Below are 21,259 nucleotides of genomic sequence, written 5' to 3' on the forward strand. Positions count from 1 at the left end.
ATGATGATGATGCTATGAGAATTATGGCTAATTCATATTTGGAAAGACAAAATTTAAAATCTAAGAAAGATTTTAATAGAGTAGAAAAAATAGCTATGCTTTCTTTAAAGTCTAAAAATAAATAATATGTATACAATACACAGTATACTGTATACGAAAAAAGGAGCCATTAGGCTCCTTTTTATATTGCCATAAATTATTTCCAGTATTATTATTAAATATGTATAAAATTATAGGAGGAGATTTATTATTTTACATAAGAAGTCATTGTTAGGATTAACATTGTCATTTATATTTGCATTGACCCTATTTGTTGGATTAAATAATAGTTCAGCACATGCTAAGTATATGGGTCATTATCAAATGCCAACAGAATTAAGAGGTACTTGGTACTTTAAGGAAGGTGGAATGTTTTGGCAAAAAGCAAAGATTACCAAAAATAGATATTACCAACATAAAGGTACTACTGGTCCTGATGTAGAAAATATTGTTGGTAAAACTAAAGAACCTGGAAATAATGGCGAGCCAATATATGTACAAAAATTTAATACTCATGGTGACAAGTTTATAGATGGACCTGCTTATACTTTAACTAAAGGTGATAGTAAAAGATTTTCTTTTTACTGGCTTTCCAGAAAAAGAACCCATGGTAAAAGAATTTTAAGAAGTGCTATGATTTCATTTAATGGTGGTGAGCAATCTGATTTTCCAGTTAATCCAAATAACGTATATGCCAAAGTTAATCCTAAACGTTTTTTCGAGACAATTAATGAACAAGGATTTGCTTTAACAAGGAATAAGGTTTTGCCTAAAAATTTAAAACCACATAAAACACATAATTATAATTATGTATACAAACATCCAAATAAATATAAAGACATAGAAATATCTTAAAAATTAAGAAGGTGTATTAATTATCTTAAATAAGAAATATAGTTTGTTGTTTTTACTATCATTAATGTTCACATTAATATTGTTTGTAGGATTAAATAATAATTCAGTACATGCTCAATATAAGGGACATCATGAAACACCTACTGAGTTAAGAGGAAATTGGTATCAATGGGATTCATATAATCATAAATTTGATAAACTGACATTTAATAAATATTCAGTATATGAAAATGGTAAATTAATATACGGTAATCATAATCACAAAGCAAATAACCATTTATATATGTATATAGATAAATTAAAAAAAGGTTACGGCGGAGTTAACTATGGCTTTAATGACAAAGTAACCATGGGAGATCCTACAGGTTACTGGTTATCTCATAAAAAAGTTAATGGCAAGCGTGTTTTAGAATCATACACCAATACTGGTGGATTTATGGTATATACTAGACAAAAAGTTCACCACAACTATTCATTTACAGATAATAATAATACTTATCAAAAAATAGGACGTTAATAAAAAGGAGCCACCAGGCTCCTTTTTTATTCATCGATATATTTAGATATAATTTTAGCACCATCATCAGCTAATTTATTCATTTTATCGTATATCTTTTTAATCTTAGATAAATCAGTTTCACTTAGTCCTAGCTCTTCTAATTCCATAAAAACAACCACCTTTTCTGCGTATGAGATTAATTACGTAAAAGGGTGGTTATTATTTTTATTATTAATTTAAATGATCAACAGCATATTGAGCTTGAGAGTCCGTGAATTTTTCACCATAACTAGAAGTTAATTGCTGTTTGATAGAATCTTTAGACATTTTCATATCATTTTGATAAGTCTTTGCCTTTTCTAAAGCATTTTTATTCCAGTTGGCTTTTAAATTTTTCATAGCATAAGCAGCAGGCTTTGCTCCAAATTTTTCACCATAACTAGATGTAAGTTGATCATAAATTTTATCTTTAGACATAGACATTGTATTAGCATATGTTTCAGCTTTATCTAAAGCATTTTTATATTCAGTAGGGACATTATCTTGTTTTGAATCAGAACTACTTTGTTCAACTTTTTGTGAATTTGATTTACTACTTACGGAAGATGAATCTTTTCCTTGGTTAAATCCAAGTAATCCGAAGATTAAGAAAACAACAAACACAATAATAATCCAGATCCACCATACTTTGTACCATGGTTTTACATTCTTATTTTGCATCGTTTGCTCCTTTAGCTGGTTTTTGTAGAAATTCAAATACAACTGCAATAATTAATAAAACAATTGATGGGAAAGCAAAAATCATCGATAATCCTGATAATAAGCTTCCGATAATTCCTAAAACAGCACCAACAACAGAAATATTTAATTGTTTTGCATAATAGAATGATAAAATATTCAATACTACACCAATCCATGTAAAAATATAGAAGAATGTAGCACTGCTTGAATCACCATTACTACTTACAGCTTGTGCAATCACAACAAACCAAGAAATAAATAACATCACACAATTAATAATATTAAAAATAGCAGTCCAAGTGTTCATTTTAGACTTCATAAAAAATAAAACCTCCAAAAAATATGTATTTAACAACCCTAATATTTTACCATAGCTTTTATTAATTATGAAATTAGTTTTTGTTAATTGAAATTATACATATTTTATAGCAATATTTTTAGTTTCCTTTTGCAATGAATTAGGAATGGATAATTGTTTCATTAAAGGTGATATATTATTAATTGAGTAATTACAATGTTTGAAGTATATAGGTAGAAGAATATTTAAAGCCATAACATTAGCATTTTTTTCAAATGATAGAGTGTAATTGCAACTATCAGATCTATATAAATTTAAATCGTCATTATTTATAATATGTGAAATTTCATGAGCTATCTGAAAAGGTAGCTCATTTTTATTATGCCAATTTAAATTTAATATTATTAATCTTTTTTTATTAAACACTAAGCAAGGAGTATTAATGGATGCATGAACAGTTTCAACACCAATACCATTATCAAATGCATAGTTTAATAAATCCTTTAAAATATCATCAAACATAAATTACTTCCTTAATAATCTTTTTAAAAGTTCCTTATCTTCATCAGTTAGTTCTTTGCCTTGGAAGGTCATGTAATCACCATCATCAATCATTTGTGCGATGTCTTTTTGTGATTCGTGTTCCTCTTTACCATCTGTAATATATCCAATACTTACATGGAATAAATCAGATAATTGTTGTAAGGCTCCCATTCTTGGAGTCTTTACACCGTTTTCCCAGTTTGAAATAGTTTGTCTTGAAACATCAAGCTTTTCTCCTAATTGTGGTTGAGACCAACCCATCTTTTTTCTTAGTGTGTTTATTTGATGTCCAATTATGTTTTCAGTCATTATGATTTCTTCTTCCTTAATATGTATATTGTTTATGTATTAAAGTATATCATTAAGTTTACATTTTTCAACAAAAAGTTGAAAAAGTTTACTAAAAGTTGTTGACGTAAACCTAAAGTTGTCATATACTTAATTGTGTTGAAAGGAGGAAAAAAAGAATGAATAAAAAAATCAGGATTTCACTTAAAGCGGCTAGAGTTAATGCAAACATGACTCAATTACAAGCTGCTGCTTCACTATCTGATTATACTGGTGTTTATATAACAAAGGATAGAATAAGGTATTTTGAACAATCTCCCAATGAGGTACCAGATATTTTTGGAAAAGCCTTATCTAAAATTTATGGTATTCCAGTTGATAATATTTTTTTTGGCTCCTTGTCAACTAAAAGTTGTCGCAAAAATGTTAGACTATAAAATTTTTAAGGAGGTGATTCATATCTTATTATCTGATTTTATATCAATGATTATGATTTTAACCATGTTTACTTTGGTATTGCATGAATTGAAACATAAGACTTTAAAAGATTTTTGTAAATCATTGTACGATGATTTATTCAATTAGGAGCTTAAATATGAAACTTATACAAATATTGTTTAACCATTTTCATAAAGGCAATGCAAATTTAATTGCTAACAATATTTACCATTTCAATTGTGAGAATGGTCATTTAATTCAAAAGGAGAAATAAACGATGGATGAAAATTTAGGACAAGTTAAATTGCCAATGGATATTGATATTGATTCTGATTTTTTCGAAGAGTTACGAAATCATCCAGAAATTATCAATGATAAAGAATACTTAAAAGGCCTTTTAAAGAAAAGCTTAAGTTTCGATATAACTATGTAGGAGGAATTTTAAATGACTAAATTATACGAATTAGAAGATCAATACCAACAAATCGCATCAATGATTGATGGTGATGATCCACAACTATTAAAAGATACCTTGGACAGTATCGATTTTGAACAAGATTTTAATAAAAAAATTGGTAACTACGGGAAGGTAGTTACCAATGTAAAATCTGATATTAATCAGATTGACGATGAAATTAAGCGTTTAAATAACCACAAAAAAACGCTTAAGAATAATCTCAATTACTTACAGGATAGCATGTTTAATGCTATGAAGCTAGTTGATATTAAAAAAGTTAAGACTGCTACTAACACTATTTCACTAAGAAATTCTAAAAGATTAGAAGTAAAGGATGACTCTTTAATTGACCAAGAATTTAAGGATAGTGTTCCAGATAAAGTGAATAAAACTAGAATTCGTGAAGCCATTAAAAATGGCCAAACAGTTCCAGGAGCTGAGTTGGTTGCACATCAAACTTTGAGTGTTCGCTAATGTTTGAACTACGTGATTATCAGAATGAAACTATTCAGAATATCCAAAAGTCATTAGTCAAGGGTAATAGGTCAATTATGGTACAGCAACCACCTAGAACGGGTAAAACTGTAATTATGGCCGAGATTGCTCGAAGAGCTACTGCAAAGGGTAGACGGGTTTTATTCATTGTTCATCGAGCTGAAATTGTTCAACAAGTGAAAGCGACTTTTGAGCAACAAGCAGTAAACATGAATTTATGTAAGGTCGGTATGGTGCAAACCATTACCAGAAGATTAGATCAACTAAAATATCCTGATTTGATATTGATTGATGAAGCTCATCATGTGTTAGCTAAGTCATATTTAAATGTTATCAATCATTTTCCTAAAGCTATTAAATTAATGTTTACTGCTACACCATACCGATTAAGTGGTAAAGGATTTACCGAAGTAGCAGATGCTTTAATTCCTGGTAAACAGGTTAAATGGTTAATTGAGCATAAAAGGCTCAGTCCAGTTGATTATTATGCACCAAAATTTATTAATTTAGATACTTTAAAGACTGCTAAAGGTGAATATACAAATAGGTCTATTGATGATGCCATGAAGCCAAAAATATATGGTGATGCCGTTAAAAATTATCAAAAATTAGCAAATGGTACTAATGCGATTGCCTATTGTCATAATGTTCAAGCTGCTAAAAATTTATCAAATGAATTTAATAGAACAGGTATTAAAGCAGTAGAAGTAGACGGATCAACAGATAAATTAGAACGTAATAAAATCATTAAGCAATTTAAAAATGGTGAAATTAGTGTTCTAACCAATGTTGAATTATTTACAGAAGGTCTTGATTTACCAGGTGTTGATACTGTAATTCAATTAAGACCAACACAGTCTTTAAGTTTATTTCTACAATTTTCAATGCGTTCTATGAATTACAGACCAGATAAACGTGCCATCATTATTGATCATGTTGGTAATATTGAAAAATTTGGTTTACCTACGCAAGACCGTGATTGGTCATTAAAAGGCAAAAGCCATAATAAAAAGAAAATAGCTTCCATTACAGTTTGTCAGGTTTGCTTTGGAGCATTTTATAACAAAAATAATATTTGCCCTTATTGTAATTCAATTATAGAAACTGAAACTAAAGATAAGCCAGAATTGGAAGTTGTAGATTCAGAACTTAAAAAAATTACTGAACGTAAAAAGAAACGTGTAACACGAATTCAAAAAATTATGAAAAATAACCTCTATAAAGAGGTGGCTGGTAAGACTATTGCTGAATTGTATAGCATGAAACAGTTAAAAGCATTTGCTGAGTTACATGGTTATAAAAAAGGCTGGTCTTATATTCAAGCCAAAAAGAAAGGATTAATTAAAAAATGAGCATTTTACCAAAGAATGAACGTAAACCTACTGTTGATACTCCACATAATTTCTTTATATACGGGGCAACAATGAGTGGTAAAAGTTATTTAGCTGAACGTTTTCCTAATCCATTATTCATTAATACAGATGGAAACAGTTTAGCTAATCCTGCTCCGTCTATTCAATTACGTAATGTTAAAGATGAAAATGGTAATTTAAAACAATCGGTTTTAGAAGATTTAGATGAAGTTATGTTTGAATTACAAACCCAAAACAAAAATAAACAATTTGGTTATGAAACTATTGTTTTAGATGTGATTGATGATATTTGTCAGTTAATTGAACAAGCAATATGTACAGAAGCAGGTGTTAAATCACTTTCTGACATTGGCTATGGAAAAGGTTATGCAACATTTAATACAGTTCTTCAAGATTTAGTCATGAACCTTAAATCATTACCATTAAATATTGTTTATATTTCAAGAGTTAATTATGAAACCCATGAAGGTGTAGATACTACTAAAGAAGTTCCTTCATTAAAAACCAAGTATTACAACGTGGTTAATGGTAACTGCGACTTAGTTATTCATACACAAAAAGTGGGAACTAACTATATTCGTACCATTAAAGACAAACGTAAAAAATACTATGAAGATAAAATTAATGATCCAAAGATTTTAAGAATTTTAAAAGCAATACCAGGTGCAATCAGCAAACGTCCAATTGAGAAGAAAACAGATTCTAAATAATTTAATTTAAAAGGAGAAATGAATTATGAGTTTAGCAGATTTAGTAAATAACAATTTAAAAGGTTTTGATCCAAAAAAAGATAATATTAACGGCGGTGGGAATGGTTTACCAGCTGGTGATTACAAAGTAACTATTAGTGAAGCAGGACATCATGTGTATGATAGTGGTTTTGATTGTCTGAGATTTAAATTCGAAGTCGTTGAAGGTGAACATACCGGTGAAAGTGAATTAATGAATGTTAGTTTTGCTGAAACTAGTTCGAAGGGTAATCCCATTCCAGACTTTGTTCTAGAAAGAAATATGAAAACTGTATTGACTCTAGGTAGTTTAATGAAAGCTGATTTAACCCCTGACATGTTCCTACTAGGTAATGAAACTGATATTCATCGAGCAATTGATGAAAAAATTCATGGTCATATTGGGGTACTAGTTAATATGAATATTACGGAACGTCCTAATAAGAAAGATCCTAGCAATCCATATAAGCAATACGAATTTTCAGAAACTGAACAACCAGAACAAATTGATGTGGACGATGATAGTCTACCATTTTAATTAAAGGAGAAAATTAATGATAATTATTAGACCTATTATCGGTTATGAAAATATATATGAAGCTCATTCAGATGGAACAATTTGGTCTTGTGAAGGAAAGGTTACTTATAGGAATTTAAATGGTAAAAAAATTAAAAGAGTTTGGAAACAAAGAAAGCTTAAAGTAAAAGTTGGAAAAAGGCAAAGAAGTTCAAATAAAGATCTTAGGGTAGAACTTTGGAAAAATGGTAATCATTCTACAAAATTGGTTTCTAGGTTGATAGCAGAATCATTTATATCTAACCCAATTGATTTACCATGTGTTAACCACATTGATGGAAATAGTTTAAACAATGTTCCAGATAATCTTGAGTGGTGTACTTATAAATATAATCAAAATCATGCTTATAATAATGGCCTTAATAATGAACCAATTTCAGTTAGTTTGATAAATGACAGAAATGAGGAATTCAATTTTATAAGTCTTGCCAAAGCCAGTTTGTTTTTAAATCACAATGAAAATTATTTAAGTAATTTTATAATTAAGCATCCTAATAAGAATAAAGTGGGTAATTATAAAATCATAAAACACTAATTAAAACAGGACAGTAGCCATTTAACTACTCAAATGGGGTGAGAAGCCCATAAAATCATATAACAAATATGTTATGTGTTATATGATATATGTTTTTAAAAGAGATGATAATAAATGAAAAACTTAGTTAAGTATGCAGTCGCTTATGCTAAAGCAGGCTTTTCAGTCCTTCCTATGATGAATAAACAACCTTTAATTAAGTTTGCTGATCAACCACCATTAAATCATGAACAAATTGAACAATTATGGAAAACATATCCATTCGCCAGTATCGCATTAAGAACAACTAACTTTTTTGTAGTTGACATTGATGAACATGAAGGTGGCGATGATGGTTTTAAATCTATTCAAGAATTTAAGGATAAGCATCCAGATTTATTAAAGCACACTTTAGCACAAAAAACGGCAGGTGGAGGACAACAACTTTTCTATTTAAAACGAGATGACACCACAATTCATCAGAATATTGGCTGGCTCCCAGGAGTAGATATTAAAGCTCATAAAAATAATTATGTAGTGGTTGCTCCAAGCGAACGTAATGGAAAAAGCTATGAGTGGTTAAATCATGATCCAATCGTTACCGCCCCTAAACAATTAGTTCAATTAATTAATCAAAATAATAACCATTCGAATGACAACATTAATTTTAATCAGTTTAGTGGTTTAAAAACTAAGACTACATTATTGTTTGAAACCATTTCTAATGGTTTAGGTGATAATGGTGGACGTAATGACCAGCTTACTAGATTAGTAGGTGGATTATTATTTAGAAATGTTGAACCAGAAGATGCTTATAACTTAGCTTGTATAGCTAACAGCAACACAAATGATCCATTACCAGATAAAGAATTGAACACAACCTTCTCAAGCGTGCAAAAGAAGGAAATAAGACGAAGAGGGGGCTGATTATGACTAAAAAAAAGATGCCAGATGATTTAAAAGAAGAATCTGAAAGTTTAAAAATAGTTTCTATTAATAATAAATCTGATGGTATTAATTTTGAAACTAATGAAGATGGCAATGTCAAAGCTAACTCAACTAAAAATGTTAAATTAATTCTTTTACATGATGAAAAGCTAAAAGGCACTTTTGCATGGAATGATTTCACACAAACTGTAACCATTGCTAAAGATATTGATGATTTGTTAATTAAAAAAGGTAAGTTCAAGGATTTATATAAAGACATGGTTAGCGGATATATCGAAGATAAGTATCATGTTCTTTTTAAAAGAGATATTTTCATGAGCGGATTAAAACAAGCAGCCGTTAAAAAAATATTTAATCCAGTAATTGATCGCATTAATGAAGTTAAATGGGATGGAACTAAACGAGTTGATAATTTTTTTATTGATTATTTAGGAGCTGCTGATAATCATTATGTCAAAGAAGTGACCAAAAAATGGTTAGTTGGTGCAGTTGCCCGTGCTTTAAATCCAGGAATTAAGTTTGAATTAATGCCAGTGTTAATTGGTAAACAAGGCTTAGGTAAATCTACGCTTTGCAGTGCTTTATGTCCAGAGTACTTTTTAGATAACTTACCTTCATTAAGTGGAACTAATAAAGATAATTTAATGTTGATTAAGGACAACTGGATCGTAGAAGTAGCTGAATTAAGTGCTATGAGTAAAACTGCTATTGAAGGGACTAAAGCATTTATTTCAACTAGAACTGATAAATATAAAGCCCCCTATGGTACATCAATCGAAGATCATGATCGCCGATGTGTATTTATTGGAACGACTAATGAATCTGAGTTTTTAAAAGATAAAACTGGTAATCGTAGGTTTCTACCCATTCAATGTGGAATTAATAAACCTGCTAAAGATGTTTTTAATATTAATAAGGATTATATTTTACAGATTTTAGCAGAATCTCGAGAACTTTATAAAAATGGCGAAACTATTTATTTAGATAATCAAACAATGTCTGAATTAGAAGATGTACAAAAAGAAAATGTGGTTGAAGATCCATTAGAGCAAGCAATGACTGAATATATTGAAATGCCTGTTCCTAAAGATTGGGATAAATATACTATTTTTCAAAAACATAATTATTACGGTAGATACAAAGATAATGATGAGTTGAAAGATAGACAAACTAATACTTTAAATGAAGATGATTTAACAAGTATCAATAAAATCACGACTAAAGAAATTCTACAAGTGGTTTTAGATGTACATGGTCATGAAGTGATGAGTGCAAGTCGTGGAAGTTATGGTAAGAAGATTAGTTTGATTATGAATAGTTTGAGTAATTTTAAAAAATCAGAAAATATGAGTGTAAATGGTAAAAGAACACGTGGATATCATAGAATTTAGCAACACAACAACACAGAAATAACACATGAATTTATATATACATGTGTGGCCTTGAAATATTGAAATATCAACACTAGGACCTATATACAACACAACAACACATGTTAAATAAATAATATAACTATATATTTATTTATGTGTAATATATAACCCTTATATAAAAGTGTGCTTAAAACACATGTGTTGTTGTGTTAATTGCTTAAAATGTTGTTAAAACAATAATTGTAAACAACACGTGAAAACAAACAACACATGACATACATGTGTAAATTAATTAGAAATGGAGAAATAATTATGGGATTACAAGCAATGATTAATGTTGATGAACCAAATGAAAAGATTTTAGACGGCAGCTTTGGATATGCAGGTTTTAAATGGTTAAGAGATGATTTGGCTTTAAATGTTGGATATGAATATAAGCTAGATGATCCAAATGATCCATGGGGCAAAATAAAATTGTGCTGGCCTGATGAAGCATATGATCCAGTGCTTAATAAATTCTTTTTGGCACCAGATACAGATTTTTCATTAAGTCCAAATGAGTGTAAAACATTATACGGAAAATTTAGCAATGCTGATATTAAAAATAATAATCAAAAGCGGTATGAAATATTCATGAATTGGTTAAAACAGTCAATTGATAATAGTTCAACATTGGATGTGGGATAAATAAAACTAATTTAGGAGGTATTTATGACTAATCCAGTAACTCCTGAACATCAAATTCAAAATGAAATTCGAGTAGCAGTATCTAAACATGGATGTACTTGTTTTAGAGCTAATGTTGGTAAAGTATTTATCAATGGTCGCTATTTTGATACAGGTTTACCTAAGGGGTATCCAGACTTATTTGGATTTAGACATTCAGATGGAAAAATATTTTTTATTGAAGTTAAAAATGAAATTGGTCGATTAAGACCGGAACAAAAAACTTTTAGAAAATTCGCTAAAAATTATCCAGTGCTTTATGGAGTTGCCAGAAGTGCGGATGATGCAGTGAAGATTGTGAGTGGTGATTAATATGATGTTAAGTGAATTAAACGATAGATTGAGAAAATTGGAAACTTTTGATAATGGATTTTTTAAAGTGCAATTTGATGATTCAGCTGATTCATATATGCTATTGGATAATGAAGATGAATTAATTGCCATTATTACGGATCATACAATTAGTTTTAAAGGACATAATAATACTTTATCAACAAAACAAATGAATTTAATTAATGGATTTATGCAAACAAAGCCAGAAAATAGATTGCCATCTAAACAATATATTGTGCCAATTGCTTCTCAAACTGGTTTGACAGTTTGTTATACAAAAAATAAAAATGAATACACTTTAATTAATATAAATATTAAATATGATAAGCCAGAAATGTATTTATTTAAGGAACATGAATTGAATGGATTATATGAATGGCTTTATGAAAATAAGGGTTATCACTACGCTAAGATAGCTGATCAGGCAACTATGAAATTTGCAGATTTTCTTAAAGAGAATGGTGATAATTAAATGCTAACTGAACAAGCAATTAACTATATTGAAATTGAAAAATTAAAATTTATTATCACCAAATTATGTGATAAACGTTTGGTATTACAGACTTTAACTGGTCATACCAATAATTCATTATTAAATGATATTTTGAGATTAAATGAAATCATAGGTGAGATTAATGAAGAAATTAACTACAGACAGGAGAAATTTAATGCAATCTAAAATATTGAACTTGGTTAGGTCTTTAGAGCATGATTATGAATCATTAACTAAGGTTCCGGAAGAAGAACCACGTTTACAAGAAATTAGAAAAACGCTTGATTATGCTGAAATTATGGAATTAGATGCTAAAGACTACCAATATAATCCATTGCTTTTAGTCCATGTATGTAAATTATTAAAGTGTAATAAATCATATGTAACTATTGGCAAAGAGTTAAATGTTTCAGATACAGTAATTGGTAGATTGATTAAAAAATATGGGTTAATTGAGAACTATTTTGAAGCCTATTATGCTGGTCATATTTTAAAAGCTGATAATTTAAAACAGTTACATGCTGATTTATATAAAAGTCCATATTTTCCAGACATTAAGGCTTATCCATATGTAGCAGATGCTTATAGAAATCAGTTTAAAATTAAAGGGGTCAGCTTTGCCAATATTCGACATGTTAAGAATTTAAATCTACGTATAGCTGAACAACTTACCAATGCAGCTAAAAGAAATAAAATTATTAAACATAATAAAAGATATAAACAACTATTCGCTTAAAGGTGGTTAATTAATGCAAAGACACGTTAAAAATTTAGTTGAAAAAATGTTATTTGATTATCCTAAGATTGATGGTTATATTAACAAAAGGCGTAATGAAATTAAGAACCCATTTGTTGAAGATCGTGATGAAAACGTTGGTGGTGGTAAATCTAATAAAATTACCAAAGCCATTGAAAATTATGTAATTACAGTTGATGAAGATAAGACTTTGCAATCATTAAAACAACAAAAGGAATCCATTAATGAAGCCTTAACTGTACTTAATCCGGATATTTCGATGGTATTTAAACGGTATTATTTCAACAATGAAGCTAGATATAAGACCCTACAAGGATTAGCAACCGAATATCATGTAAGCAAATCTCTACTATATAAAGAACGAGATATGTTCTTCAAAGATATTCTTAAAAGCATGGATCTATATTATTTATGTAAAAGAATTTAAATCGTGGAAAAAACGTGGAAACACGACCCTACTTTATGGGTTATTATAGTATCATTGAGTTAAACAAATAATTCAATACGGTAAAAACTAAATATCCTCCAAAAGAAACGCTACCTATTATATAGGGGCGTTTTTGTTTACATTAAATTAGTTTATCGTTACTTTAACTTAATAAATTTAGAAACAAAAAGAAACAACTCAATATCTTTAGTTTAGGGGGCTTTGTATGGAAGATGCAATAAATTTAATTGGTAATAAGATTGATCTTGATAAGTTTGCCTATCTATTTGAAAAGATAACTAGTAGTGGTTTAGAAGCTGCAGGAAGTGGTTATCGTGATAAGGCAATAAGAAAAATTAATTTACTAATTAAAATGGAAAATATGTTTAGTCATAATTACAATGCAGAAGCATATGAAGCTTATATGGGATTTAGAATTAATGCTTTGAATAGCTGGATAGAAGATATATCATATATGTTATAATTAAGAAAAAAACATTGAGGTATATGAATGAATATTTTTTCGTTATATGAAATTGCAACCACATTGGCTACAATATTTTTAATTTGTATTTTGACTTATAATGTTCTGATGCATAAAATTAGTTTCAAACAAGCAGTATTTATTTTTATTATTTTATTAATTTCAGAAGTTTTAATTAAACTTGTGTTAAAAATGTTCTTTAATTAACTTTGTGAAACTACTTCACAAGCCTGCAATTCACAAAGATGTTTGTGAAAGTCGGATTTGACAAATGAGAATGAGCTTTGCGTGTTGATTTAATAAGGTTTTGTAAGGCAGCTTCGGATAATCTACATTATGTTAAGTAGACGGAGAAAACATGCTATAAACGTTATTATGTCAATTCTTACAGCAACTATCAAGCATAAAAATAAGCCTTGTGATTAACTTAAATCGCAGGGCTTTTATAAATTGTAATCAAAATGTAATATTTTCTATTATATAACAATTAAAGTATAATAATTATATAATATATTTATAAAATAATTAGGAGTGTTTATATTGTTTAAAAGAAAATATTTTTTTATTACTTTTTTTAGTGTTTTATTATTAATTACTACTTTTAGTATAAATTCCTCAGCTAATACTAAGGAATACATTGGTAAAAAAAATAACACCAAAGTTTATCATTTTAGCAAGAATCGTAAAAAATTGCTTAATATAAGTTATATGAAAAATGCAAAAAATATTAAGTTAAATAAACATTTAAAATTTCATCATAATATATATGCTTATAGTAAAAGACATAAAGCATTTTTTAAATTATCTGACTTAAAAGTTTATAAATCACATAAAAAAATTGAAAAAAAGCCAGATATAATTAAAGACGGATTTAATTATACAAGTGGTAAAATAGTGGATTGGAATACATACCATGATATTGTTATAAAAAAAGCATTTGCTATGCTTAATAATTTACGTATACAAAAAGGTCTTAATCCATTAAAATATAATAATATTTTGGATAAAATAGCCAATATACGTGCTATACAAGAAGCAAAAAGATTGGGTAAGACAGATGATATTACTCACTATAACAAAAACGGAGTAGCATATTCAGATATTTTAGCTAAAAAGTATTTGCCGGATTCATATGGATTAGGAGAGAATTTAGCAACTAGTGATTATCCAGTTGGTGCAACAGAAGATGCTGAAGACTTAACTAATGAATTTATCGGCGAAGGTCCTGAAAATAATAATGGTAAGGAACATGGCCATTATGAAAATATGGTGGATAAAGATTATTCGTCTGTTGGAATTGGATTCTCAGTGTATACTAAGAAAAGTGGATTTAAATGTGAAGTATTATCTCAAGATTTTCAATAGAGATATGAAAGAAATTATTTTGTATAGAACTAAAGAGCACTCTATAGAGTGCTTTTTTTAATACATAAAATTAATTAAGAAAGGAAGTGATAATTTGAAAAGAAATATTCGTGAAGAACGATTCATTTTAGAATATATTAAAAATCATAATGGCGAACAAGCAGCTATTAATGCTGGTTATTCTGCTAAATCTGCACGTAGTCAAGCATCTAAATTATTATCTAAACAACATATTAAAGAAGCCATTGAGGAACGTATGCAAGAAATTAAAGATGCATCTATTGTTTCTGAACAAGAAGTTATGAGTTACTTATCTTCTATTCTGCGTGGTAAGGAAAAGGAAACTTTATTATCAACCAAAGGTGAAAAAGTAACTGTTCCAGTATCGGCTAAGGATCGTTTAAAATCTGCTGAATTAATTGGTAAATATTACGCAATGTGGACTGACAAAAAAGATATTCAAGCTACTATTGAGCCTCAAATTGTAGATGATGTAGATGGTTAAAATATCTAGTTTAATTGCTCCTAATTTTAAGAAACTGCATTTAGATATTAAACAACATAATCATAGTAATTATTGGTTAAAAGGAGGACGAGGAAGCACTAAGTCCTCCTTTATTAGTATCGAAATAATATTAGGAATTATGAAAGATAAAGAAGCTAATGCGGTTGTATTGCGTAAGGTTGCTAACACATTGCGTGAGTCGGTTTTTGACCAATACCTTTGGGCAATTGATCAGTTAGGTGTTAATGATTTTTGGCAAGATAGTGTTAGCCCACTAACCCTTACTTATTTACCAACTGGTCAACAAATTCGTTTCAAGGGTGCTGATAAACCTGAAAAAGTAAAATCACAGAAATTTAGACGTGGTTACACTAAGTTTAAGCACTATGAAGAAGTTGCTGAATTTAAAGGACATGAAGAAATACGTTCTATTAACCAGTCGCTTAATCGTGGTGGTGATGATATTGTTACTTTTTATTCATATAATCCGCCGGCTAGTGTTAATAACTGGGTTAATCAAGTTTCACAACGTGAAGCGTTACGTGATGACACTTTAGTGGATTCATCTACTTATCTAACTGTTCCAAAGCAATGGTTAGGTAAAGAATTTTTAGCTGATGCTGAACAATTGAAGAAAGATAATCCTAAAGCATATGATCATGAATATTTAGGTGAAGTTACTGGTACAGGAGCAGAAGTCTTTACTAATGTTACTTTACGAGAAATTACTGATGAAGAAATTTCACACTTTGATACTATTTATCGTGGTCTTGATTTTGGGTTTGCTCATGATCCATTAGCATATGTAGAACTTTACTATAATTCAAAATATCGAACTTTATACTTATATAAAGAAATTTATCAAGTGGGATTATCTAATAAAGATGCAGTCGATTTAATTAAGGAAGCTAACCCTTATAATGATTTAATTACTTGTGATAGAGAGCCACGTACAGTGAATGAATTTGAAGATTTAGGGCTTAACTTAGCACCAGCTATTAAGGGTGCTGATAGTCGTAATCAAGGATTTAAATGGTTACAAGATTTACGCTCAATTGTGATTGACCCCGAACGTTGTCCGAACGGAGCAAGAGAATTTAGTAGTTATGAATTAGAAAAAGACTCCACTGGTAACTTTAAAGCCATTTATCCAGATGGAAATGATCATGATATTGATTCAACTCGTTATGCTGTTGAGTCAATTAGTAGGAAAGGAGGCATAATCGCATGGGAATAAACTTAGATGTTATGAAAAATATTTATGAAAATAGTAGAAGTACAATATTAGATAATGCTCAAGAATATGAAAAATCAGTTAGTTATTATAAAAATAAAAATGATATTACTAGTAAAAATGATAATAATGTTTTTACTGCTATGAAAAAAGACGATGATAATACCGGTAAAGATGTGCTTAGACGTGCTGATAATCGTGTATCTTCTAATTTTCATCAGTTATTAGTTGACCAGGAAGCAGGTTATTTAGCTACCACTGATCCAGAAATTGATGTGGGTGATGATAGCTTAAATAAAGTCGTTAAATTAACATTAGGTGATGATTTTTCATTAACCTTAAATCAACTAATTGTGGATGCTAGTAATGCTGGTGAAGGTTGGTTACACTTTTGGAACGATGGTAATAATGATTTTAAGTTTGCCGTTGTGCCACCTAGTGAAATACATCCAATCTATGCAGATACTTTAGCTAAAGAATTAGTAGCCGTTGAGCGAACTTATCGTAAGTTAAATACTGATACAGGAAATTATGATACTATTATTGAGTATTGGGACGATACTACTTGTACGAGCTTTAAGAAAACTAGCGATAGTTTTAATTACTATAATGCTTTTGATGATATTGATGTATCAACTGGTAATGTAGTAGGTAATACTCCCGTTTTTGATCATGGTTGTGGCATTGTTCCATTTATTAAATTTAGTAAGAATATTATGGAAACTCCAGAACTTAACAAATATAAAGGTAGTATTGATATCTACGATAAAGTTTATAATGGCTTTGCTAATGATTTAGAAGATATCCAACAAACAATCTTAATTTTAAAAGGTTATGGTGGGACTTCATTAAATGAGTTTATTGATAATCTGAAAAAATACAAAGCTATTAAGGTTAAAGATGATGGTAATGGTCATAATGGTGTTGATCAATTACAGATTGAAATACCTACTGAAGCACGTAATATCATGTTAGAAACGACTCGAGATAAAATATTCATGGATGGACAAGGTATTGATCCTAATAAATTTATGGATAATGCCGCTCTTAGCGGTAAAGCAATTAAAGGTTTATATAGCCATTTAGAATTGAAAGCTTCAACTACTGAAAAATACTTTCGACCAGCTTTAGCAATGTTGATTCGTATGATTCTAAAAGTTAATAATGTTTCGGATTACATGACCAGAAATATTTCGCAAAAGTGGTCAAGAACTAAGGTCGAAAATGACTTAGAAACAGCTCAAGAAATTAATTACTTAAAGGATAATACTTCTAAGCGTAATATTGCTAAAAATAATCCATTAGTTGATGATGTTGATCAAGAATTAGAATACCAAAAAGACGATATTATTAATTCAGATGGTTATGGTAATCAGCAAAATATTAATAATGCTACTAATCCGCCTAAAAAGGAAGATATAGATGAATAGTCGTGAATATTGGCAACGAAGATTTATTCAAGACAAAGCATTAGGCATTAAATCTTCTCAAGAATATGAATTAGAATTAAATAAACGCCTAGACCAGCTTCTTAATGTCTATGATAAGGATATTAAACAATGGTATAGGCGTTTTTCTAATGATTTGGATATTCCACTAGATAAAACTATTAAAATATTAGATGGTATTGAGCTTAAGCACTTTGATATGACTTTAAAAGAATTTAAGCGTAAAGCCATTGAAGGTGGTTATGAAAAGCAATTAAATTCTGAATATTTTAAGTCTCAAATTGCTCAATTAAAACAATTAGAAAGCCAGTTAAAAGCTCGTGCTACTGATTTATTTAGTGTTGAGCAATTAGCAATGCAAGGCGAGTTAATAAATCAATACGATAATACTTATTTACATGAAACTTACAATATTCAAGATTTTCGTGGTCAATTTATTGCTAATTTTAGTAAGTTAAGTCATGAAGAAATAAAACAAGTAATTGCTAAACCATGGGCAAAAGATGGTAAAGATTTTTCTGATCGCATTTGGGGTAATTATGTTGAAGAGCTTCCTAGTCAACTTATGGACTCGATGCTTAGAAGCACACTTACAGGATTATCTTATTCAAAAGTTGAACATGAGTTCAGAGAGCGTTTCTCAGATGTAAAAAGTAAACATATTCATAAATTAGTAGTTTCTGAAATGGGACATATTCAAGAAACTGCTAGTGCTGATGTTTATAAAGACCAAGATGTTGAAAAGTATGAATATGTTGCTACTTTTGAAAGGTCTACGTGTGATGATTGCGCAAAATTAGATCATCAAGTTTTTTATGTAAAGGATAGACAGCCAGGCACTAACTACCCACTTATCCATCCGTATTGCAGATGTACGACTATTCCATATTTATATAGTAGTAATGATATGCGTTGGTCTAGCAATGGCGTCATTAAAGATATGACGTTTGATAAATGGAAAAATATTACAAAAAAATAAAGACACACTACACAAAATAGTATGTCTTTATTTTTTGGGAACAAATTGAATTTCTAGTTTTTGATTAGTAGACTCAGCAATTTGATTTAATAACTCTGTAGATGTATTCATAGAACCATTTTCAATACGAGCTATTGTAGATTGTGGTTTACCGACTTTATCGGCTAACTTTCTTTGACTCATTCCAAGATTCGTTCTTAAATTTCTAACAAGAACTGCTATGTCAAATTGCTCATTATAGTTTCTCAATTCACTAGCAAACTTTTTATCTTTTTTACTTCTTTCTTCAATATAATTATTCAACAGATTCCTTTTAGCAAAGTTTTCAGCATTCATCCAGAGAACATCCTTTTCTTATTTCACAAATTATTTAATATTTTATCTATATTTTTTTATATAAAAACTCCTCCTATTTTTTGCTTTAGTAATTTCTTTACGAGGGGTTTTCTGCGATTTTTTAGTAAAGCCATGAGTAATAATACATGTATTCCCCTCAATTTTAAAATAAATAGATCTTTGAATATTGGAAGAACGTTTCGAGCGAATTTCATATAAATTTTTCTCTAGTTTCTTTATCCATTCTTGTCTTTTAGCTATTTCCACCCCATATTTCTCAACATTTTGAATGGTAGATACTAGTTTAGCTGCATCTTTACTAGGGAGATTGTCTAAAAAGCTCTTAAATTCGCTCCAATTATAAAAATTAAAAATAATATCTTCCATATGAATTATGATAGCTTATTTGCTATCATAATTCAAACAATAAACTCGACCTGAGCAAGTCGTTAAAAGGTTCTTTTTTTATACCCTAATTCGAGTTCGCAACTCGTAAAAGCAGCGAGAAAGGTTTGTGCAAGCTATGAAAAGAGAAGATTTAAAAGAACTAGGTCTAGATTCTGAAAAGATTGATTCAATCATGAAATTACATGGTCAATCAATTAATGATATTAAAGATAAGTATTCTAATTATGATGAGTTAAAAGCTCAAAATGATGATTTGACTAAACAAGTTGCTAAAAATGATAAAGATTTAAAAACTTTACGTAGTCAAGCAAAGGATAATGAAGAATTATCTGACAAAATTAAATCTTTAGAAGCTGATAATAAAACTTTTAAAGAAAATTCCGAAAAACAAATTAATCAAATGAAATTAGATAATGCAGTCGACGGTGTTTTATCTAATAACAATGTTCGTAATAGTAAAGCCGTTAAAGGATTACTAGATATGGACAGCGTGAAATTTGATGATGATGGTAAGCTAACCGGTTTAGATGACCAAATTGCAGGGCTTAAAAAGTCCGACTCATATTTATTTGATATGGGTAAAAAACAAAATTACACCCCAGATGATGGAAAACATGAACCATCAGGAGCAGAAATTTTAAAAGATGCTTGGGGTTAAAAAAGGATGGAAAAATAAATGTTAAACTATGCAGAAGATTACAAAACCGCTTATGATGAAAAATTCAGACCGTTATTAACAAGTGCAGACTTATGGGCATCACCTTCAAATAGTATTTTTCGATTTGATGGTACTTCTCACATTAAAGTTCCTGAAATTAGTGTTGATAGTGGTCGTACTGATCGTAAACGTAATGATTTATCAATGGGAAAATTAGCTGATTACTCCAATGATTGGACAGACTATAAATTACGTTTTGATCGTGAATGGAAAGCATCAGTTGACCCTAGAGATGTTGATGATACTAAGCAATTAACTACTATTGGTAATATTACTGGTGAATATAACCGTTCACAAAAAGTACCTGAACAAGATTGCTATATGTACAGTGAATTATTTAAACAAAAGGCAGCCGCTGATGCTGATGGTGTTCATGCTGAAACTTTAGATGAAAACAATGTATTAGCAGCATTTGACGGTATGATGGAACGTATGGATAACTTTTCTGTTACTGGCGAACGCCAATTATATGTAACTCCTAAAATCAATAAGATTTTAGAACGTGCTAATGTACAAAACCGTTTAGCATCAGTTAGTGGTAATGGTAATATTGACCGTTCAGTATATTCTTTAGATGATGTAACAATTAAGGTTGTTCCACCTTCAAGAATGAAAACTGATTTTGACTTTAGCGTTGGAGTTAAACAAAAAGACGGTGCTAAACAAATTCAAATGTTCTTAATTGTAAATGGTGTACAAATTGCTCCTGATAAGTACCAATATGCAGGTTTACAAGCACCATCCGCTTTAACAAATGGTAACTATCTATACTATGAATCAGAATTTGCTGATGTATTTTTACTTAAGAACAAAATGCCTGGTTATGAAGTATATATTGAAGGAGACAATACATCAAAACCAGCTGGTAAGTAGGTGTTTA

At 29.5% G+C, this 21,259-nt stretch carries 33 protein-coding genes; 26 read left to right on the plus strand and 7 right to left on the minus strand.

The features are described from left to right. Positions 1–282 precede the first annotated feature (282 nt). Complete coding sequence (locus DY123_RS06985; RefSeq protein WP_181401249.1) at positions 283–894, plus strand: hypothetical protein; 612 nt, start codon at positions 283–285, stop codon at positions 892–894. A gap of 64 nt (positions 895–958) precedes the next feature. Beyond that, a complete protein-coding gene (locus tag DY123_RS06990) occupies positions 959–1,411 on the plus strand; it encodes a hypothetical protein (protein WP_181401250.1) in 453 nt (150 codons plus the stop codon). A 26-nt stretch (positions 1,412–1,437) separates the two neighbouring features. Here the strand turns inward: DY123_RS06990 and DY123_RS07700 are convergent, their stop codons facing one another. The 5 genes from DY123_RS07700 to DY123_RS07010 form a co-directional block, all read right to left on the minus strand. After that, complete coding sequence (locus DY123_RS07700; protein ID WP_263854191.1) at positions 1,438–1,560, minus strand: hypothetical protein; 123 nt, start codon at positions 1,558–1,560, stop codon at positions 1,438–1,440. Between the two features lie 64 nt (positions 1,561–1,624). Next, positions 1,625–2,113 (minus strand): Ltp family lipoprotein, encoded by a 489-nt coding sequence (locus DY123_RS06995; protein ID WP_140936471.1) that lies wholly within the window; start codon positions 2,111–2,113, stop codon positions 1,625–1,627. After that, positions 2,103–2,453 carry a transporter gene (locus DY123_RS07000; RefSeq protein ID WP_140936472.1) on the minus strand — a complete coding sequence of 117 codons (351 nt, stop codon included), beginning with the start codon at positions 2,451–2,453 and terminating at the stop codon, positions 2,103–2,105. Before DY123_RS07000 ends, DY123_RS06995 begins: the two co-directional genes overlap by 11 nt. A 93-nt stretch (positions 2,454–2,546) precedes the next feature. Beyond that, positions 2,547–2,954 (minus strand): M78 family metallopeptidase domain-containing protein, encoded by a 408-nt coding sequence (locus DY123_RS07005; protein WP_140936473.1) that lies wholly within the window; start codon positions 2,952–2,954, stop codon positions 2,547–2,549. 3 nt (positions 2,955–2,957) lie between these two features. Next, positions 2,958–3,284: a helix-turn-helix domain-containing protein gene (locus tag DY123_RS07010; RefSeq protein WP_140936474.1), complete on the minus strand. Its 327-nt coding sequence runs from the start codon at positions 3,282–3,284 to the stop codon at positions 2,958–2,960. Between the two features lie 158 nt (positions 3,285–3,442). Between DY123_RS07010 and DY123_RS07015 the strand changes: the two genes are divergently transcribed. The 22 genes from DY123_RS07015 to DY123_RS07110 all read left to right on the plus strand — a co-directional run bounded on the left by DY123_RS07015 (position 3,443) and on the right by DY123_RS07110 (position 18,917). Further along, positions 3,443–3,700 (plus strand): XRE family transcriptional regulator, encoded by a 258-nt coding sequence (locus DY123_RS07015; protein WP_140936475.1) that lies wholly within the window; start codon positions 3,443–3,445, stop codon positions 3,698–3,700. Next, complete coding sequence (locus tag DY123_RS07640) at positions 3,687–3,848, plus strand: hypothetical protein (RefSeq protein ID WP_181401251.1); 162 nt, start codon at positions 3,687–3,689, stop codon at positions 3,846–3,848. The genes DY123_RS07015 and DY123_RS07640 overlap by 14 nt, the downstream gene beginning before the upstream one ends. Before the next feature lie 130 nt (positions 3,849–3,978). Then, on the plus strand, positions 3,979–4,134 hold the full coding sequence (locus tag DY123_RS07645) for a hypothetical protein (protein ID WP_181401252.1): 156 nt from the start codon (positions 3,979–3,981) through the stop codon (positions 4,132–4,134). Positions 4,135–4,146: 12 nt separating this feature from the next. Next, the gene (locus tag DY123_RS07020) at positions 4,147–4,632 is read left to right on the plus strand and encodes a siphovirus Gp157 family protein (RefSeq protein WP_140936476.1); all 486 of its coding nucleotides are present in this window, start codon (positions 4,147–4,149) and stop codon (positions 4,630–4,632) included. Beyond that, positions 4,632–6,005 (plus strand): DEAD/DEAH box helicase, encoded by a 1,374-nt coding sequence (locus DY123_RS07025; protein WP_140936477.1) that lies wholly within the window; start codon positions 4,632–4,634, stop codon positions 6,003–6,005. Before DY123_RS07020 ends, DY123_RS07025 begins: the two co-directional genes overlap by 1 nt. After that, on the plus strand, positions 6,002–6,736 hold the full coding sequence (locus DY123_RS07030; protein ID WP_140936478.1) for an AAA family ATPase: 735 nt from the start codon (positions 6,002–6,004) through the stop codon (positions 6,734–6,736). Before DY123_RS07025 ends, DY123_RS07030 begins: the two co-directional genes overlap by 4 nt. Positions 6,737–6,761: 25 nt before the next feature. Beyond that, positions 6,762–7,292, plus strand: coding sequence for a hypothetical protein (locus DY123_RS07035; protein WP_140936479.1), 531 nt, complete (start codon positions 6,762–6,764; stop codon positions 7,290–7,292). Positions 7,293–7,308: 16 nt separating this feature from the next. Continuing rightward, positions 7,309–7,866 carry an HNH endonuclease gene (locus DY123_RS07040; protein ID WP_140936480.1) on the plus strand — a complete coding sequence of 186 codons (558 nt, stop codon included), beginning with the start codon at positions 7,309–7,311 and terminating at the stop codon, positions 7,864–7,866. Between the two features lie 114 nt (positions 7,867–7,980). Next, positions 7,981–8,772 (plus strand): bifunctional DNA primase/polymerase, encoded by a 792-nt coding sequence (locus DY123_RS07045; protein WP_140936481.1) that lies wholly within the window; start codon positions 7,981–7,983, stop codon positions 8,770–8,772. A gap of 2 nt (positions 8,773–8,774) precedes the next feature. After that, a complete protein-coding gene (locus tag DY123_RS07050) occupies positions 8,775–10,184 on the plus strand; it encodes a virulence-associated E family protein (protein WP_140936482.1) in 1,410 nt (469 codons plus the stop codon). 294 nt (positions 10,185–10,478) lie between these two features. Beyond that, positions 10,479–10,853: a hypothetical protein gene (locus tag DY123_RS07055; RefSeq protein WP_140936483.1), complete on the plus strand. Its 375-nt coding sequence runs from the start codon at positions 10,479–10,481 to the stop codon at positions 10,851–10,853. Positions 10,854–10,877: 24 nt separating this feature from the next. After that, entirely contained in the window at positions 10,878–11,204 is a 327-nt protein-coding gene (locus tag DY123_RS07060) for a VRR-NUC domain-containing protein (protein ID WP_140936484.1), read from the plus strand. Between the two features lies 1 nt (position 11,205). After that, positions 11,206–11,697 (plus strand): hypothetical protein, encoded by a 492-nt coding sequence (locus tag DY123_RS07065; protein ID WP_140936485.1) that lies wholly within the window; start codon positions 11,206–11,208, stop codon positions 11,695–11,697. Further along, positions 11,698–11,904, plus strand: a complete 207-nt coding sequence (locus tag DY123_RS07070; RefSeq protein ID WP_140936486.1) for a hypothetical protein — start codon at positions 11,698–11,700, stop codon at positions 11,902–11,904. Then, positions 11,894–12,454: a hypothetical protein gene (locus tag DY123_RS07075; RefSeq protein WP_140936487.1), complete on the plus strand. Its 561-nt coding sequence runs from the start codon at positions 11,894–11,896 to the stop codon at positions 12,452–12,454. The genes DY123_RS07070 and DY123_RS07075 overlap by 11 nt, the downstream gene beginning before the upstream one ends. Before the next feature lie 13 nt (positions 12,455–12,467). Next, positions 12,468–12,902, plus strand: a complete 435-nt coding sequence (locus DY123_RS07080) for a DUF722 domain-containing protein (RefSeq protein ID WP_140936488.1) — start codon at positions 12,468–12,470, stop codon at positions 12,900–12,902. A 226-nt stretch (positions 12,903–13,128) separates the two neighbouring features. Continuing rightward, positions 13,129–13,386: a hypothetical protein gene (locus DY123_RS07085; RefSeq protein WP_140936489.1), complete on the plus strand. Its 258-nt coding sequence runs from the start codon at positions 13,129–13,131 to the stop codon at positions 13,384–13,386. A 540-nt stretch (positions 13,387–13,926) separates the two neighbouring features. Next, positions 13,927–14,751 carry a CAP domain-containing protein gene (locus DY123_RS07090; protein ID WP_140936490.1) on the plus strand — a complete coding sequence of 275 codons (825 nt, stop codon included), beginning with the start codon at positions 13,927–13,929 and terminating at the stop codon, positions 14,749–14,751. 94 nt (positions 14,752–14,845) lie between these two features. Further along, the gene (locus tag DY123_RS07095; protein ID WP_140936491.1) at positions 14,846–15,256 is read left to right on the plus strand and encodes a terminase small subunit; all 411 of its coding nucleotides are present in this window, start codon (positions 14,846–14,848) and stop codon (positions 15,254–15,256) included. Next, positions 15,249–16,493 (plus strand): PBSX family phage terminase large subunit, encoded by a 1,245-nt coding sequence (locus DY123_RS07100; protein ID WP_140936492.1) that lies wholly within the window; start codon positions 15,249–15,251, stop codon positions 16,491–16,493. Before DY123_RS07095 ends, DY123_RS07100 begins: the two co-directional genes overlap by 8 nt. After that, positions 16,484–17,920: a phage portal protein gene (locus tag DY123_RS07105; protein ID WP_140936493.1), complete on the plus strand. Its 1,437-nt coding sequence runs from the start codon at positions 16,484–16,486 to the stop codon at positions 17,918–17,920. The genes DY123_RS07100 and DY123_RS07105 overlap by 10 nt, the downstream gene beginning before the upstream one ends. Continuing rightward, positions 17,913–18,917, plus strand: coding sequence for a minor capsid protein (locus tag DY123_RS07110; RefSeq protein ID WP_140936494.1), 1,005 nt, complete (start codon positions 17,913–17,915; stop codon positions 18,915–18,917). Before DY123_RS07105 ends, DY123_RS07110 begins: the two co-directional genes overlap by 8 nt. Before the next feature lie 27 nt (positions 18,918–18,944). On the opposite strand, the gene DY123_RS07115 is transcribed toward DY123_RS07110, so the two are convergent. Together DY123_RS07115 and DY123_RS07120 are read right to left on the minus strand one after the other, a co-directional pair. Further along, positions 18,945–19,253, minus strand: coding sequence for a helix-turn-helix domain-containing protein (locus DY123_RS07115; RefSeq protein WP_140936495.1), 309 nt, complete (start codon positions 19,251–19,253; stop codon positions 18,945–18,947). A gap of 42 nt (positions 19,254–19,295) precedes the next feature. After that, the gene (locus tag DY123_RS07120; RefSeq protein WP_140936496.1) at positions 19,296–19,640 is read right to left on the minus strand and encodes a type II toxin-antitoxin system RelE/ParE family toxin; all 345 of its coding nucleotides are present in this window, start codon (positions 19,638–19,640) and stop codon (positions 19,296–19,298) included. A 136-nt stretch (positions 19,641–19,776) separates the two neighbouring features. On the opposite strand from DY123_RS07120, the gene DY123_RS07125 reads away from it, so the two are divergent. Further along, positions 19,777–20,319 carry a phage scaffolding protein gene (locus DY123_RS07125; RefSeq protein ID WP_140936497.1) on the plus strand — a complete coding sequence of 181 codons (543 nt, stop codon included), beginning with the start codon at positions 19,777–19,779 and terminating at the stop codon, positions 20,317–20,319. 18 nt (positions 20,320–20,337) lie between these two features. Continuing rightward, complete coding sequence (locus DY123_RS07130) at positions 20,338–21,252, plus strand: capsid protein (protein WP_140936498.1); 915 nt, start codon at positions 20,338–20,340, stop codon at positions 21,250–21,252. The last annotated feature ends 7 nt before the right edge of the window (positions 21,253–21,259 follow it).

This window comes from Apilactobacillus micheneri (assembly GCF_006493595.1).
GTDB classification, from domain to species: domain Bacteria; phylum Bacillota; class Bacilli; order Lactobacillales; family Lactobacillaceae; genus Apilactobacillus; species Apilactobacillus micheneri.

Coding starts and splice junctions, on each gene's coding strand:
- DY123_RS07105 (WP_140936493.1), top strand. CDS start 16,484: ATGGGAATAAACTTAGATGTTATGAAAAATATTTATGAAAATAGTAGA.
- DY123_RS07085 (WP_140936489.1), top strand. CDS start 13,129: ATGGAAGATGCAATAAATTTAATTGGTAATAAGATTGATCTTGATAAG.
- DY123_RS07100 (WP_140936492.1), top strand. CDS start 15,249: ATGGTTAAAATATCTAGTTTAATTGCTCCTAATTTTAAGAAACTGCAT.
- DY123_RS07075 (WP_140936487.1), top strand. CDS start 11,894: ATGCAATCTAAAATATTGAACTTGGTTAGGTCTTTAGAGCATGATTAT.
- DY123_RS07005 (WP_140936473.1), bottom strand. CDS start 2,954: ATGTTTGATGATATTTTAAAGGATTTATTAAACTATGCATTTGATAAT.
- DY123_RS07065 (WP_140936485.1), top strand. CDS start 11,206: ATGATGTTAAGTGAATTAAACGATAGATTGAGAAAATTGGAAACTTTT.
- DY123_RS07030 (WP_140936478.1), top strand. CDS start 6,002: ATGAGCATTTTACCAAAGAATGAACGTAAACCTACTGTTGATACTCCA.
- DY123_RS07050 (WP_140936482.1), top strand. CDS start 8,775: ATGACTAAAAAAAAGATGCCAGATGATTTAAAAGAAGAATCTGAAAGT.
- DY123_RS07130 (WP_140936498.1), top strand. CDS start 20,338: ATGTTAAACTATGCAGAAGATTACAAAACCGCTTATGATGAAAAATTC.
- DY123_RS07070 (WP_140936486.1), top strand. CDS start 11,698: ATGCTAACTGAACAAGCAATTAACTATATTGAAATTGAAAAATTAAAA.
- DY123_RS07035 (WP_140936479.1), top strand. CDS start 6,762: ATGAGTTTAGCAGATTTAGTAAATAACAATTTAAAAGGTTTTGATCCA.
- DY123_RS07080 (WP_140936488.1), top strand. CDS start 12,468: ATGCAAAGACACGTTAAAAATTTAGTTGAAAAAATGTTATTTGATTAT.
- DY123_RS07025 (WP_140936477.1), top strand. CDS start 4,632: ATGTTTGAACTACGTGATTATCAGAATGAAACTATTCAGAATATCCAA.
- DY123_RS07115 (WP_140936495.1), bottom strand. CDS start 19,253: ATGAATGCTGAAAACTTTGCTAAAAGGAATCTGTTGAATAATTATATT.
- DY123_RS07020 (WP_140936476.1), top strand. CDS start 4,147: ATGACTAAATTATACGAATTAGAAGATCAATACCAACAAATCGCATCA.
- DY123_RS07045 (WP_140936481.1), top strand. CDS start 7,981: ATGAAAAACTTAGTTAAGTATGCAGTCGCTTATGCTAAAGCAGGCTTT.
- DY123_RS07040 (WP_140936480.1), top strand. CDS start 7,309: ATGATAATTATTAGACCTATTATCGGTTATGAAAATATATATGAAGCT.
- DY123_RS07120 (WP_140936496.1), bottom strand. CDS start 19,640: ATGGAAGATATTATTTTTAATTTTTATAATTGGAGCGAATTTAAGAGC.
- DY123_RS07645 (WP_181401252.1), top strand. CDS start 3,979: ATGGATGAAAATTTAGGACAAGTTAAATTGCCAATGGATATTGATATT.
- DY123_RS07110 (WP_140936494.1), top strand. CDS start 17,913: ATGAATAGTCGTGAATATTGGCAACGAAGATTTATTCAAGACAAAGCA.
- DY123_RS06995 (WP_140936471.1), bottom strand. CDS start 2,113: ATGCAAAATAAGAATGTAAAACCATGGTACAAAGTATGGTGGATCTGG.
- DY123_RS06990 (WP_181401250.1), top strand. CDS start 959: ATGTTCACATTAATATTGTTTGTAGGATTAAATAATAATTCAGTACAT.
- DY123_RS07055 (WP_140936483.1), top strand. CDS start 10,479: ATGGGATTACAAGCAATGATTAATGTTGATGAACCAAATGAAAAGATT.
- DY123_RS07000 (WP_140936472.1), bottom strand. CDS start 2,453: ATGAAGTCTAAAATGAACACTTGGACTGCTATTTTTAATATTATTAAT.
- DY123_RS07015 (WP_140936475.1), top strand. CDS start 3,443: ATGAATAAAAAAATCAGGATTTCACTTAAAGCGGCTAGAGTTAATGCA.
- DY123_RS07060 (WP_140936484.1), top strand. CDS start 10,878: ATGACTAATCCAGTAACTCCTGAACATCAAATTCAAAATGAAATTCGA.
- DY123_RS07010 (WP_140936474.1), bottom strand. CDS start 3,284: ATGACTGAAAACATAATTGGACATCAAATAAACACACTAAGAAAAAAG.
- DY123_RS07640 (WP_181401251.1), top strand. CDS start 3,687: ATGTTAGACTATAAAATTTTTAAGGAGGTGATTCATATCTTATTATCT.
- DY123_RS07125 (WP_140936497.1), top strand. CDS start 19,777: ATGAAAAGAGAAGATTTAAAAGAACTAGGTCTAGATTCTGAAAAGATT.
- DY123_RS07700 (WP_263854191.1), bottom strand. CDS start 1,560: ATGGAATTAGAAGAGCTAGGACTAAGTGAAACTGATTTATCTAAGATT.